This window comes from Bradyrhizobium sp. CCGB12, assembly GCF_024199845.1.
Lineage (GTDB): Bacteria > Pseudomonadota > Alphaproteobacteria > Rhizobiales > Xanthobacteraceae > Bradyrhizobium.
The window spans coordinates 5,472,656-5,487,148 of sequence record NZ_JANADO010000001.1; the positions used below are offsets into that span (position 1 = coordinate 5,472,656).

The window sequence follows — 14,493 nt, forward strand, 5'->3', positions numbered from 1 at the left end:
CCATCTGCCCGATGGTGCCCGGCATACGAGAATTTCATCTGCGGCATGCTCTCGCTCTGCCGCGCCAAAGGCTACAGGCGCTACCGACATTTGAGCTCTTGAAGCTTCCGAATAGTCGACCCCAGCTTCTGAACGCCTGGACATCCCCATCGCCAATGATACCGGCGCCACGCACGAATCAGCTTGAAAGCGTGGCTCGCCTATCGGCCACATCACCGCGTCCATCTCACGCTGAACAATCCGCAGTCCCAATCTGGTTTCGCGCGAAACGGTTCTGCAACGAGGCCCCAAGCGGGCTTATATGGCTAACTGTAGATTCGGGTCGCGCGTTTCGGAACGACCGGATCTCATGAGTCTGCGCGCTGTGGCGACGGATGGCACCTCTGAGCCGTTCCGCTCGCGGCTGGCTCCCTTGCAGCACATGCTGGTCGCATCTGGCTTCCGTTTGGAAGGGTTTGCTGCGCGTCGCACATGAAACCCCGCGTTGTCTTTCCTTCCCGAAGCGGCTTGGATCTGGCTCACGTCGCCTGATTGAACGGAGGCGTGACAATTCAGCGCGAGAGAGATTCGGCGGCAATCCCGCATCGGCACTGTTGGCGGCGCGTCGCACTGCCAGCCGTCATGTTGGCTGCCCTGTATCGACCCCAGAGACTTCAATGCGCCCCTGCTCCGCTAAGCGTCTGCCGATCGCCTTTCACTGGAACGCAGCTGCAATGAGGCATGGGAGAAGGGCACGCTAGTGATCGCCAACGACCCCGCGCGCCACCAAGAGATCGAGAACCGTATCCGCTAGCTGCTCGGGCTCTTGTCCCACAGTCCTGAGTTGCAGTTCAGGCCTTATCGGCCTTTCGTATGGCGCATCGATTCCGGTGAAGCCCTTGATCCCACCGGAATTCACCTTGGAATATAGACCCTTGGGATCCCGCCGGGCGCATTCTTCGAGTGGCGTGTCGACAAACACTTCGATGAACTCCCCCTCATCAAACAGATTGCGTATCAGGTCGCGTTCAGCCCTGTAGGGCGCGATGAACGAGCAAATTACGATCAACCCGCTGTCCGCCATCAACTTGGCGACCTCGCCGACACGCCGAATATTTTCAGCGCGGTCGGCCTCGGAGAAACCAAGATCCCGATTTAGTCCGTGCCGGAGGTTATCTCCGTCCAACATCATGGTGTGGCACGACATTGCAAACAGCTTTTGATCGACGATGTTGGCAATGGTTGATTTGCCCGCGCCAGACAGCCCGGTGAACCAGATGACGCAAGGCCTCTGGTTCTTGAGTGCGGCACGTTGCCTTTTATCTACCAACAGCGATTGCAAAGCGATGTTGGTCGTCCGCCGCAGCCCAAAGGCGATCATGCCGGCTCCGACCGTGCGATTCGTATAGGGATCGATAACGATAAGTGATCCCGTCTTCGGATTGATATCGAAAGGATCGAACGCCACGGGCAGTGCGGTCGCCACGTTGCAAAAACCGATCTCGTTTAGATTAAGCCTTCTCGCCGCCACGTGCTTACGTGTGTTGACGTCGATCCGGTGCTCGATTGCGGTGATGCTGCCGGTTTTGGTCTGTGATCCAACACGCAGGATATAATTGCGGCCGGGAACGAGTGGGTCCTTGTCCATCCAGATTAGATGGGCGGTGAACTGGGTGGCGACCTTCGGACGCTCGTTCGGGCGCGCCAGAAGATCGCCGCGACTGATGTCGATCTCGTCCTCCAAGGTGATGGTGACAGCATCGCCAGCCTCGGCGCTGGGAAGATCAGCCTTTTGGGTCACGATCCGCTTGATTCGTGTAGTTTGCCCGGAGGCCGCGACAACGATCTCCTCGCCTGCCGAGATGCTTCCAGAAGCCACAGAGCCGGCATAACCGCGGAAATCCTGGTTGGGCCGGTTCACCCACTGGACCGGAAAACGGAACGCAGTAGCCGCGTCGGGTCGGATATCGATGTTGTTCAAATGGTCGAGCAGGCAAGGACCAGTATACCACCCGGTATGATCTGAACGGCTGACAAGATTGTCGCCGTAACGGGCGGAGATCGGGATCGGAACGATAGAGGCGAAGCCGAGACCGGCCGCAAAGGTCAAATATTGGTCAACTGTCTGATCAAAACTCTTCTTCTGGTAATCGACGAGATCGATCTTGTTCACAGCTAGCACGACATGACGAATGCCCAGCAGGGAACAGATGAAGGAGTGGCGCTTGGTTTGGACCAGCACGCCCTTTCGAGCATCGATCAGGATGATGGCGAGCTCGGCCTTCGAGGCACCAGTTGCCATGTTACGAGTGTATTGCTCGTGGCCGGGAGTGTCGGCCACAATGAACGAGCGTCGCCCGGTGCTAAAGAACCGGTAGGCCACATCGATCGTGATACCCTGTTCTCGTTCAGCTTCAAGCCCATCGACGAGCAGCGCGAAATCAATGTCGGTGCCCGTGGTGCCGTGTCTAGCGCTGTCCCGTTCCAGCGTCGTGAGCTGATCTTCGCAGATCATCTTGCTGTCATGCAACAGCCGGCCGATCAGTGTCGACTTCCCGTCATCCACGGAGCCGCAGGTGATGAATCGCATCTGGTCCTTTGTTCCGGCCCCAACCAGATTCGTCGCTATGAAAGTCATTAAAAGTAACCTTCTCGCTTTTTCTTCTCCATCGAAGCGGCTTCATCGGTATCAATCAAGCGTCCTTGGCGCTCAGATACCGTCGCATTCCGCATTTCCTCTACGACTTCCTGGATCGTGGTCGCGTTGGAATCGATGGCTCCGCTCAGAGGATAGCATCCCAGAGTGCGGAAGCGGACCATCCTCATCTGAGGTGTTTCATTGGGCTCAAGCGGAAATCTTTCGTCGTCCACCATGATCGTTGCGCCGCTTCGTCGTACGACGGGTCTTTGTTTTGCAAAGTACAGAGGCACAACCGGGATCTGCTCGATCATGGCGTATTCCCAGATGTCGAGCTCGGTCCAATTCGACATTGCGAACACACGCATAGTTTCGCCCTGCCGAATTCGGGTGTTGAAAAGATTCCAAAGCTCCGGCCGCTGGTTACGGGGATCCCAGGCATGCCCGGTCGAACGAAGGGAGAAGATCCGTTCTTTCGCGCGACTCTTTTCCTCGTCACGTCGCGCTCCGCCGAAGGCCGCATCAAACTGATGGAAATCGAGCGCTTGCTTCAGGGCGTCTGTCTTCATCACTTGAGTGTGAAGTGTTGCCCCCGAATCGACCGGGTTCACCCCCCGTTCGATGCCTTCGTTATTCACGTGCACGATCAGCTCCACGCCAAGCCGCTTGGCCGTCTGATCCCGAAATGCGATCATCTCGCGAAACTTCCAGGTTGTGTCCACGTGCAGCAATGGGAACGGCAACCTAGCGGGAAAGAAGGCCTTGATTGCAATGTGAAGCATAACGCTCGAGTCTTTTCCGATCGAATAGAGCATGACCGGCTTATTGAACTCGGCGACTACTTCTCGCATGATTTCGATTGATTCAGCTTCGAGGCGGCGCAGATGTATCGGCAGCATAAGTTCTTTCCGATGAAGGCTCTCTATCGACTAAGGGTGCCGCCTTGATTCGGCCGGTTACCAGGCGGCTGAATAGCGTTTCCGTCGGCGCAAACGTGCGGCGAGCAGCAATGCACAGAGTCATATGCCACTCGAAGGCTGGTCGCGCAGCTAGGCTCGAAAGCTTCTGCTACCCTGATTCTGTTCAATAGCAGACTAGTACAGTGAGAGCAGGGCTTTTGCTCCACACTGCAAGTCATGGCACGCCATCGTTGAGAGCGACCTCAAGCCGCGCGATCTCTTTTCGCAGCGTCTCAATAACGGCATCGCGATCACGCATAGCGTCCAGCTGCGCGGCACGATCATCCTCCGAGGCCAACAGCGCTTGGCTCAATAGAGCCCGCGTTGCCAATGGCACACCGTCCTCAGTTTCGGACCCGGACAAATGTTGCGCCTCCGCATTTTTCGGGAGCTCAGAGCTGCGGTAAGAGCTCTCAGTCGGCTGGCGGACACTATGGGTTGGTGCCGCAGCGCTGGATGAGTCCAGGCGCGTTGCTCCTCCGTCAGAGCAGCGCAAATTCCACCAAATTTCAAAGATCCGACGATAAAGTTCGGTTACCTCTCGCCCTTTGTCCACAACTCCAGCTTGCTGTGCCTGTCGTAGTTCTTGCTCATATCCGAGCTCCACCAACAGATCGGCGCCGATTAGATCGGTAACTGTTTGCATCTCTTCGATGCTCAGTTGTTTTTGCCAGGTTTGGACAGAGCGTTCATCAACCGCCTGTCTATCCAGGATCTTCCGATCTCCGAAGCTACTTGATTGAAGATACTCGGTTTCCTCAGTCGTGGCTGGCGCGGAGATTGTTGGATCACAACCGAGGCCGGCGATCACGCGGCAGACTTCCGCCTCGGGTTGCGCGACAAGGCGCTCGTACTGCACTAGCTGGGTGTGCGGTCGAGCCCGGTGCGCTGCAAGTTTAGGAAGACCCAGGACCAGATCAGCAAGCGCAGATGCAATGCTGTCGGGTAAACGGATCAGGAGATCGGCGAGAGACGATATGCTGATGGAATAGGAGGGTTCTGCTTGGAGAGGGATCCCCCACGTCGATTTCAGGGAGGCGGCAATAGCATAGGGATTGCGCATCAGAAGGATGTGTGGTGCCTTTGGATAGAGAGTTTCCAGAAACTCAAGTACCATCCAATAGCGCGGCGTCTTATCTATGACGATACGCTTGCGCGCCGCTGCCAAGTATTGGCCGTACGCCGCATTGGCAAAAGCGCGGCTGACGATCGTACGATCTATACGAGCCAAGAATTCAGAGGTCGCGGTCTTGATCATTGATGCGCCTGCCGGGTGACGGTGGTCTACCCTGCCCAATTCGTTTAGTGCCAGCATCAGCCAGGGCTCAGGGGGAGCTGTGATATCCGGATGTTGCTGCAGCAAATGGGCGAGGAGTGTCGTCCCGGAGCGCGGAAGGCCGAGGAGAAAGCATACTGCGGGCGAATGATTAGTAATGTCGACCATGTGTCCTCCTAAGCGTGCACAAGCTGAGCGGCCATCGGCGTCGTCGTCGCTCGAACAAAGTAACGGCAGCGCTGCGGTTCTATCAGCATTGACCCCTTGCGCAGCATCTTGTGGGAAGGATGTCGCTTGCTCATCGTCTAAGACCTATCGAATTCGATCCATATGACAGGATCCGGAGCTTTTAACACTCCAATTGGCCCCCCGCGGCCCCTAGCAGACGTGAGACAAAGTCGAAGGTGAGCTCAATCGTACGAAGATAAACAGCTGATATGGGAAGGGTTGAAAAGACTATACTAACGTTTATCGCCAGGCGAGGCACTTATCGCGTCTGGGGCGCAGCTCTTTGTCAAATTTCTAAGTTGTATCCACAGTGGAGAGCCAAGAGCTTCGCACCCATGCCTGATGCCGAATACTTATTCCGGTCGAACGGCAGGTCACGTCTCGATGCCATGAAGCGGAACAGGCTCATTGGCGGTCTGCGCATGCCCGGCCGGTCAACAGTCCAACGCGATGCGCTCAGCGCGTGTGCCCTCACCTTCCGTGCCGGCAATGATATGCGGTGATTGACCGTAGCTGGAAGAAACGTGATGTGGTCTCGCTCAGCTTTGCGCTGGACCTGCGCCACCCTCGTAGAAGTCTCGTCGTCGTGCTCGGCTGGGCTAAGGAGGCGGAAGCCAAAGCTGGAATGGACCGGCCAATCCGCCTTGGGCTTAAAACTTTGCGCCCTTTTGCCGAGAGTTTCCCATCGCTCCCCTTTCGAGCAGAGGGCATCATTCGCACGCGGCGAAGCGCAGTTTACTTCAAGCGCTACGCCCAAGCTGGCAGCAGAAGGAAGTCGCCTCCAATGCCGAGCAGGAGGCGCTGAAAGAACATTGCCGCGTTTTGATGCGGGCATACAGCTCGGCGAAGGCCGAGGGCGAACTTGGCCCGACATTCGGCTTTCTCGTCGCCGTGACCTAAGCGCTGAGACGTGGCGCTCGCTCAACTTGGCAAGCTCGAGCACACCCTGTCGCATTTTTGCGGCACCATTCAGATGGGCGTAGCTTGGCAGAACAGCGCTTGCGATGCCAAGCCCCACTATCTCTCCGTCAAGTACGACCTCCGAGTTGCCGCTGCGATCTTCGCGCCTCTGATCGAGGTAGCAATCCAAGAAGGTTTTCAGCCGATTTATTCCGAGGCCGAATCCGCACGGGCGGCGCGACGGCAACTCAAGGGGAGCCGCTTTCCGCTTGTGGGCGCTACCCGGCGCGATCGTATGAAGGGGGCTATTGTGAGAGGAAATACGCTGCTGTCGATTTGCTCCAGCGCCAGTCCGCCGCAATGCGGGCAGAGGCATTCTGGCGCGAACCTAGCGGATCGGGTGCGAGGGCTAGCGGATCATCGATCCAAGAAGGGCAACCCCAATCTCGGCGCAGAATGCCCAAACCGCTCGCTCGCGCCAGGGCGACTCACCTGATCATTCGAAACTACGCCAGACCGGCACTGCTTTACCATTCGCTTTGAGATCATGGTTGCAAGGCAAGGCGGAAAGAGTTCGAATTGGAAAGCGATATTGGGTCGAGAGACAGAGCTCACTGAGAATAGCGTCGGGCACTCGGCCGCAAGCTCGCGAGGTGATCTGGCCCGGAGCGGACTACAGCATCGCGGTGAGTCAGGATTTTCCTCCTACAAGCACTTGTTCCCCAACAAATCAGTCCTATCTCAGGTGCGCCAAGATTGGCACTCACTGGCTCCGATTGCTAACAATCGGGAAATCCTCAATTTGTGTAAATGCTTAGGAGAGATCTGCATGGAATTCCGTCCGCTTCACGACCGCGTCGTGGTCAAGCGCATCGACGCAGAAGAAAAGACCGCTGGCGGCATTATCATTCCGGACACTGCGAAGGAAAAGCCTTCACAGGGCGAAGTCATCGCCGTGGGCCCGGGTGGCCGCGATGAGTCCGGCAAGCTGGTCCCGATCGACGTCCAGGTCGGCGATCGCATCCTGTTCGGGAAGTGGTCAGGCACTGAGGTCAAGATCGACGGTGAGGAGCTGTTGATCATGAAGGAGAGCGACATCTTGGGCGTTCTCACGGATCCGTTCGCCAAGAAGAAGGCCGCCTAAATCACCGCTCGCAGGACTCATCCTGAGGAGCGCATGCCGCGCGCCGACATGGGTGAGACCAAGTAAAACACTCAGGAAAACTCACATGTCTGCCAAAGAAGTTAAGTTCGGCGTGGACGCCCGCGACAAGATGCTGCGCGGCGTGGACATCCTCGCCAATGCCGTGAAGGTCACCCTCGGCCCGAAGGGCCGCAACGTCGTGCTCGACAAGTCGTTCGGCGCTCCCCGCATCACCAAGGACGGCGTCACCGTCGCCAAGGAGATCGAGCTCGACGACAAGTTCGAGAACATGGGCGCCCAGATGGTGCGCGAAGTCGCTTCCAAGTCCGCTGACGCGGCTGGTGACGGCACCACCACCGCCACGGTGCTCGCTGCTGCGATTGTCCGCGAGGGCGCCAAGTCGGTCGCCGCCGGCATGAACCCGATGGACCTCAAGCGCGGTATCGACCTCGCTGTCGAGGCCGTGGTTGCGGACCTCCAGAATAACTCCAAGAAGGTCACGTCCAACGACGAGATCGCCCAGGTCGGCACCATCTCCGCCAATGGCGACGCCGAGATCGGCAAGTTCCTCTCCGACGCCATGAAGAAGGTCGGCAACGAGGGTGTCATCACCGTCGAGGAAGCCAAGTCGCTCGAGACCGAGCTCGACGTCGTCGAGGGCATGCAGTTCGACCGCGGCTACATCTCGCCGTACTTCGTCACCAACGCCGACAAGATGCGCGTTGAGATGGAGGACGCCTACATCCTCATCAACGAGAAGAAGCTCTCCTCGCTGAACGAGCTGCTGCCGTTGCTCGAGGCCGTGGTGCAAACCGGCAAGCCGCTGGTCATCGTCGCCGAGGACGTCGAAGGCGAAGCCCTCGCGACCCTCGTCGTGAACCGTCTGCGCGGCGGCCTCAAGGTTGCGGCCGTCAAGGCTCCGGGCTTCGGCGATCGCCGCAAGGCCATGCTGCAGGACATCGCGATCCTGACCGGCGGCCAGGCGATCTCGGAAGATCTCGGCATCAAGCTCGAGAACGTCACGCTCAACATGCTCGGCCGCGCCAAGAAGGTGATGATCGACAAGGAGAACACCACGATCGTCAACGGCGCCGGCAAGAAGGCCGACATCGAGGCGCGCGTGGCCCAGATCAAGGCGCAGATCGAGGAAACCACCTCGGACTACGACCGTGAGAAGCTCCAGGAGCGTCTCGCCAAGCTCGCGGGCGGCGTCGCGGTGATCCGCGTCGGCGGCGCGACCGAGGTCGAGGTGAAGGAGCGCAAGGATCGCGTTGATGACGCGATGCATGCGACCCGCGCGGCCGTGGAAGAAGGCATTGTCCCGGGCGGCGGCGTCGCCCTGCTCCGTGCCTCCGAGCAGCTCAAGGGCCTGCGCACCAAGAACGAGGACCAGAAGACCGGCGTCGAGATCGTGCGCAAGGCGCTGTCGGCTCCCGCTCGCCAGATCGCGATCAACGCCGGTGAAGACGGCTCGGTGATCGTTGGCAAGATCCTGGAGAAAGAGCAATACGCCTACGGTTTCGACTCGCAAACCGGCGAGTATGGCAATTTGGTTACGAAGGGCATCATTGATCCGACTAAGGTCGTGCGCACCGCGATCCAGAACGCTGCCTCGGTTGCCGCGCTCCTGATCACCACGGAAGCCATGGTCGCCGAGCTGCCGAAGAAGAACGGGGCCATCCCCGCCATGCCGCCGGGCGGCGGCATGGGGGGCATGGGCGGCATGGACTTCTGACCAGCTATCTCAAAATGGGACCCCGGCAGCAAATGCCGGGGTCTTCTCTTCGGCGCAGAGCTCTTGTCCACATCGCGGTTCTGGTGCGCTAGTGCTCCCGGATATGACGATCAGCAGCTGCCGTGGCGCTGGAACCTCGGATCAACCCGAGCGCCCTAAGAGATCCCGGGCTTGCGGTCGTGGAACAAGCAGCATCGCAGGCAATGCGAATCTCACTGGAATGATTACGAACTGAGCGTATCCAGGCGCAATGAGAACCGCCAAGCGAAAATGTCGCATCGTCCTATCGCCTCTGCGCAATCGGCAACCGTACGCGGAGCCGGCTAACAGCACTATTGGCCAGAGGTTGGACGGCGCTAGGAGCAAAGCAAGCCAGCGATCGTCCGCCAACTGCAGAATCACCATCTGCACCGGCGCTTACTGACCGAGCTAAACGGATGCGCATGTACTGGGTGGTGGTCTTTCGTGAAAACGATCCTCATCTCTTCTATTTGAGCCGATCTGTTGCACGGTCGACAATCAGAAGAGCTCAATCGAGCCGGAAGCGCTTTCGCCCAAGCGCTACGATTTCCCGGTCGGTCGAGGGATGGCTTGTCTCAAGGCGGATGGTGAGGTCGCGCCTGTTCGTTCTCAGAAAGTGCGTCAGCTTGGTCTTTTCGGTCTCCGGTCCGACGATCAGCAGATCGGTACAGCTACTCAGGGCGCTACCTACCCTGACGAGAAAAGTTGAATCGTCATTCACGCCGGAAGCTCCAATCGTACACACTTTATGAGCGCGCACGGTCGCGGCGCCAACGCCTGTTAGTCCTATGAAGAATATCTTGGCGATAGGGTTCTCGATCCACACTACCGCGTGCGATTGAATCTGCTCTGCCATTTTCTTTCCCCTCAATGGGAGCGCAAGGCGCACGCATTCTTTGCGGCTGATGATGCGGAACACGGCTCCTACAAGCAGCCGTATTCGGAACCAGCGTTGGTGGATCGGCGGGAGATCGCGTTTACCCTCAGAGCCTTGCTGCTGGGAAAGCGCCAGCTTCATGCCTCAGGCTGCGTCTTCACCACTGAAGGCTAGCCGATTTCCGCTCCATGTCGTCCCGAATCCCGCGAAAGCTCCTTTGAGGAGAGCTCTTGCCGCCGTCAGAGCTCACGCGGACTTGCGAATAACTGGATGGAGTCATAGAGCGCAAGTTAGCCCGAGATGGGGCTATCACTGCGAAAATGAAATCGCGATAATCTGCCGTTACGTGAACCTCGCTCGCTTCAAGTTTCGTCATTCTTTAGGGTACAAGCAGGACCGCTCCGTGATCTGCCCCGCTCAAACGCGCTGATGCTGACAGGCCACCAGCTGCGCGGCCTGAACGAACTGCCCCGCCGACATTACTCAATCCACAAGCCTCTTGGATGCATAAGTGTATTCGAGTGCCAGCCGGCGAGCCTGTTCCAAGAGATTGGCGCCCGCGCTGTGTCCGCCCTCGAAATTCTCAAAGTAGAAATACGGCTGGCCGAGGGCAGCAAGCCTGGCGGCTGCCTTGCGGCCGTGCGCCGGGTGCACGCGATCATCCTTTGTGGAGGTGAGAATGAAAGGTACCGGGTAGTTTTTGCCCTGGGCCAGTTTCTGATAAGGCGAGTAGGCCTCCAGCCATCCGCGCTGCTCGGTCACGGCGGGATCACCATATTCACCGATGTAGGAGGCGCCCGCGCCCAACTTTGTAAACCGAAGCATGTCGAGCAGCGGCACCTCCACGATCGCAGCGTTGAAAAGGTCGGGTCGCTGAGTAATTGCGGTGCCTACCAGCAGACCTCCCTGGCTGCCGCCGATCACGCCCAACCGGCCCGGAGAGGTGATCTTCCGGCGAATCAGGTCCTCGGCAACAGCGATGAAATCATCCCACGTCCGCTGCTTTGTTGCCCCCTGGGCGGCCTTGTGCCATCGCGGTCCAAACTCGCCGCCGCCGCGCAGGTTTGCAACAACATATGCATTGCCCTGCTCAAGCCAGAGGCGCCCCATCGCTCCGGCATACGATGGCAGGAGCGAAGCTTGAAACCCACCATAACCGGTGAGAAGGGTTGGGATCGGCTCCCCGAGCGTTGCGTTCTTTGGACGCACCAGAAAGTAGGGAATCCGAGTCCCATCGAGCGAAGCTGCCTCGAACTGCTCCACAACGTGGCTGGACGCGTTGAACCGAGGAGGTGTCGTCTTCAGAATCTCGAGACGTTTGGTTGCCGCGTCAAAGTGCCAGAGGGAAGTCGGCACGAGATAGCTGGAGACCGTGAACAGCACCTCGTCCGTTTCAGCGCGAGCGGCTGACAGGCTGACGTTTTTGTTGACAGAGAGCGGGATCGGCGCGGCCCGCCACGTTCCCTGGTCGTAGCTATAGGTGAAAGCCTTGCTTTGAACATTGTCAAGGATCGTTAGGATCAAAACGTTCTTGGTGACCGCGAGCCCGCTGAGCGCATGCCGAGCCTCGGGCTGGAAGACCACCGACGGCGTCGCGCGCAGCGGATCCTGCTTCCACTCGGCCAGGTCATACGAGACAATCGATCCGGCAGCAAAGTCGGTGCTGCCGGACGGCGCCCAGTCTTCGTCGAGCGTCACTATCAGGCGGTCACTGGCGATGCCAACGATGTTCGCCCTTTTTGGCAAGTTAAGCTTGATCGGTCCGTCGGGCCCGAAGAGCACATACTCCTGCTCGAAGAAGCTGATGGCGCGCATGGCGCCGATCGCATGAATCTTGCCTTCACTGTCCCGCAGCACGAATGGCGCCGTCATCGCATCGTTCGGCTCCCCACGAAACACCTCGCGCGCTTGAACGAGCGGCTGAGCGCGCTTGAGCTCCTTCACGATGAAGGGATAGCCCCCCGGCGTCATGGTCCCTTCGCCCCAATCTCGCGCAATGAGTATGGTGTCGCGGTCGACCCAGCTGACGCTCTGCTTTCCCTCCGGAAGATCGAACCCCGTTGGTACGAAGGCCTTGGCATACCGATCGAACTCGCGAATGAACACGGCGTCTTTTCCGCCGTCAGAAAGCTCCACGAGGCAGAGGCGCTCTTCGGGCGGCAGGCAGCTAACGCCCTTGAAGACCCAGTTCTTCTTCTCCGTGACGGCCAGCTCGTCAATGCTGAGAATAGTCTCCCAGTGTGGCTCCGGGCTGCGATAGCTGTTGAATGTGGTATGCCGCCAGATGCCTCGCACGTGGCTTTCGTCCTGCCAAAAATTGTCGAGCCCCTGCCGCTCCAACGAAACATACGGGATCCGGTCCTTGGCTTGAAGGATGCCCAGCGCCTCTTCATAGAATCGGTGATACCGGGGATCTGATTGGAGCGCTGCGAGCGTTTTATCGTTCTCGGCGCGCGCCCAAGCGAGTGCGCGTGGTCCGTCGATCTCCTCGAGCCAAAGGAACGGATCCTCCACCTCAGTGGTAGGGACCCGCTTCTGGGGCAACGCCGGAGCGCCCAAACATGCCATTGAGAGCAACGCGGCGGCGAGGAGTGACTGCTTCATAGAACGTATCCTGAACTGCTTGAGCGGTGCGGCTGGCGCAATTTGAAGCTGGCCAGAGCGAACGGACAATGTGCATTCGGTCACGACAACAGATGCGCGCCGGACCGTGCCCGGCCGCATCGAAGCAAGCGGCGTGCCGTAAGAGATTTGAAGGTCCCCCGTAGCTCAGCTGTAGCAGGTCGGCTTAGACCTGACACTGCGGTGTTGGCTCCGACAGTATTGTCGCAAGTTCTACGCTTCTGCCGAACTTGGCAACGTTTGTCCGCTCTGTTTTACAAATTCGCCCGTGATTGCGCCAAATGGACTCTCGGCTTGTCCCAGTTGAACGGCTCATATTCAGAAACAGCCATCCATACAGTCGCAAACATTTCCGGGTAAAAGCTCGCACTCCGCCGGCTCAATGATCATTTCGTGCAATCTCGCGGGTGCATTCTCTCTCCCGCATCAGGGCCAACGTGCTTTAGCTATTCACCAGGAGCGGAGCCCTATTGTGGGCTCGCTATTCACTGACCTTGGCGGATGATGCGGCGTGCCTAGGCCAGATTGGTCTTGCCCCGGGGGCCTCTCGCGCCGCGACAGTGGTCGTGAGGTCCTGCTCGTCAAGGGAATCGGCGGAATACATTCTGGCTATCCAACTTCGTTCCGCACTCGGCAGAAACTGCGCTGCGAATATGCCGCCAAATACTGCATTGGAGAGAGGCTACCGGTGTCCTGGCATACGGCGCAAGACCCGAATGGGAACAAAGCGCTTGAACCTGACGCTGCGTCAGGACGTAGTCTGAAATTCGTGATGAAGGTCGCGGCCACCCTTCAGATTCTGATCGGAGCCGTTTCGGAACCACGCTCGATGAGAGTGCTACTGGTCCGAGGGCGAGCGCTTCGATCACTTACCTGTGTCACTCGGTTGGCGCAGCGCAATTTTGTTAGTCGCTGGTTCTGCAGCGAGGCGGAGCCCGAAGGTCACGCAACGCGCTTGCGAAGCGCGCTGAGAGGAAATACATGTGCGAAGACTGCCTCCCCTTCCTGCGTCGTCCGACGGCGCCATCCCGCCGTTCTCTAATGCTGTTCGCTGCTTCGGCGGCGGGCATACTGCTTGGCGGCAAGATTGCGAGCGCGGCGGACCCAACAGCGCCGCCCAAACCATGCAACTTGCTCTCGCCAAAGGCTGCGCTGAAGCGACTAATGGAAGGCAATACGCGCTATGTTCGAGGCGTGGCGCGTGGCGGCGACTTCAGGCACGAACGCAAAGCTCTGGTCGGCGGTCAAAATCCATATGCGGCAGTCCTAACCTGCGCCGATTCACGAATTGTCCCTGAGTATGTTTTCAATAGCGGGCTTGGCGATCTGTTCGTTTGCCGCGTGGCTGGCAATTGCGCCAACGATGAGACCATCGCCAGCATGGAATATGCGGTGCACGTGCTGAAGACGCCGCTAATCCTGGTCCTCGGCCATGATCGCTGCGGCGCCATCGGTGCCGCCATCGAATCCTTAGAGGATGACACTATTCTGCCCGGGCACATTCCATCGCTCGTTGCTGCACTTGCGCCCGCGGTAAAGGCTTCTTCGCAGGAGAGCGGGGATGCACTCGCCAATGCGATCCGGCAAAATGTGGCTGAGAACGTCTATAAGCTCATGTCAGCAGCCCCGCTTCTGAAGATGGCAATCGAACAGAACAGGCTGAAGGTGGTCGGGGGTCTTTATCGGCTCGAGACCGGCAGAGTCGATCTGCTGAGCTGACGGTCGTGCAAGTCGAGCCGCCGCAGGTGGCCAAGATATCGAGCCAACTGAAATCAATGTATAGCGCAGCGTCCATTGGATTGACCTGACAAATCGCTTTAGACGAGAATGTTACGAAGGGCTGGCCGCTTCCTAGAGCACGGGCCAGCCAGTCGTCAGCGCGGCACGACCGTTCTCGTGATGTACCATCCAGATGAGCAGAGCTCGTCATGCCCCTCACGACAATTCTTCAATCGGAGACCTTGCCGGTAAGTCGCCTGTTCGCTCGGACCATCTGATGCCGTTCTTGGCCAAAAGGGCCCTGTCTCGCTCAAGATCGCCGAATATACCTGGCATTGGTATAGCAAACGAGAAGGTTCGATATAGTGTGAAGGTTCATGTCGACTAAGCAAACC

Annotated in this window: 8 protein-coding genes; 3 read left to right on the forward strand and 5 right to left on the reverse strand. The window is 58.4% G+C overall.

Annotated features, from left to right (window positions below; genetic code table 11):
- Positions 1-736 precede the first annotated feature (736 nt).
- The 3 genes from cysN to NLM27_RS25355 form a co-directional block, all read right to left on the reverse strand.
- Entirely contained in the window at positions 737-2,617 is a 1,881-nt protein-coding gene (gene cysN, locus NLM27_RS25345) for a sulfate adenylyltransferase subunit CysN (protein WP_254145921.1), read from the reverse strand.
- A complete protein-coding gene (cysD, locus tag NLM27_RS25350; protein ID WP_254145922.1) occupies positions 2,617-3,516 on the reverse strand; it encodes a sulfate adenylyltransferase subunit CysD in 900 nt (299 codons plus the stop codon). The genes cysN and cysD overlap by 1 nt, the downstream gene beginning before the upstream one ends.
- A gap of 235 nt (positions 3,517-3,751) precedes the next feature.
- Positions 3,752-5,020, reverse strand: a complete 1,269-nt coding sequence (locus tag NLM27_RS25355) for a sulfotransferase (RefSeq protein WP_254145923.1) — start codon at positions 5,018-5,020, stop codon at positions 3,752-3,754.
- A 1,789-nt stretch (positions 5,021-6,809) separates the two neighbouring features.
- Between NLM27_RS25355 and groES the strand changes: the two genes are divergently transcribed.
- A complete protein-coding gene (gene groES, locus NLM27_RS25360; protein WP_254145924.1) occupies positions 6,810-7,124 on the forward strand; it encodes a co-chaperone GroES in 315 nt (104 codons plus the stop codon).
- An 85-nt stretch (positions 7,125-7,209) separates the two neighbouring features.
- Entirely contained in the window at positions 7,210-8,859 is a 1,650-nt protein-coding gene (gene groL, locus NLM27_RS25365) for a chaperonin GroEL (protein ID WP_254145925.1), read from the forward strand.
- Positions 8,860-9,388: 529 nt separating this feature from the next.
- Here the strand turns inward: groL and NLM27_RS25370 are convergent.
- A complete protein-coding gene (locus NLM27_RS25370; protein WP_254145926.1) occupies positions 9,389-9,898 on the reverse strand; it encodes a hypothetical protein in 510 nt (169 codons plus the stop codon).
- Between the two features lie 342 nt (positions 9,899-10,240).
- On the reverse strand, positions 10,241-12,361 hold the full coding sequence (locus NLM27_RS25375; RefSeq protein WP_254145927.1) for a prolyl oligopeptidase family protein: 2,121 nt from the start codon (positions 12,359-12,361) through the stop codon (positions 10,241-10,243).
- Between the two features lie 999 nt (positions 12,362-13,360).
- On the opposite strand from NLM27_RS25375, the gene NLM27_RS25380 reads away from it, so the two are divergent.
- The gene (locus NLM27_RS25380) at positions 13,361-14,098 is read left to right on the forward strand and encodes a carbonic anhydrase (RefSeq protein WP_254145928.1); all 738 of its coding nucleotides are present in this window, start codon (positions 13,361-13,363) and stop codon (positions 14,096-14,098) included.
- Positions 14,099-14,493 lie beyond the last annotated feature (395 nt).

What these genes read in the sequence shown, in the direction of transcription:
- cysN (WP_254145921.1), bottom strand. Translation starts at nt 2,617, where the DNA reads ATGACTTTCATAGCGACGAATCTGGTTGGGGCCGGAACAAAGGACCAG.
- cysD (WP_254145922.1), bottom strand. Translation starts at nt 3,516, where the DNA reads ATGCTGCCGATACATCTGCGCCGCCTCGAAGCTGAATCAATCGAAATC.
- NLM27_RS25355 (WP_254145923.1), bottom strand. Translation starts at nt 5,020, where the DNA reads ATGGTCGACATTACTAATCATTCGCCCGCAGTATGCTTTCTCCTCGGC.
- groES (WP_254145924.1), top strand. Translation starts at nt 6,810, where the DNA reads ATGGAATTCCGTCCGCTTCACGACCGCGTCGTGGTCAAGCGCATCGAC.
- groL (WP_254145925.1), top strand. Translation starts at nt 7,210, where the DNA reads ATGTCTGCCAAAGAAGTTAAGTTCGGCGTGGACGCCCGCGACAAGATG.
- NLM27_RS25370 (WP_254145926.1), bottom strand. Translation starts at nt 9,898, where the DNA reads ATGAAGCTGGCGCTTTCCCAGCAGCAAGGCTCTGAGGGTAAACGCGAT.
- NLM27_RS25375 (WP_254145927.1), bottom strand. Translation starts at nt 12,361, where the DNA reads ATGAAGCAGTCACTCCTCGCCGCCGCGTTGCTCTCAATGGCATGTTTG.
- NLM27_RS25380 (WP_254145928.1), top strand. Translation starts at nt 13,361, where the DNA reads ATGTGCGAAGACTGCCTCCCCTTCCTGCGTCGTCCGACGGCGCCATCC.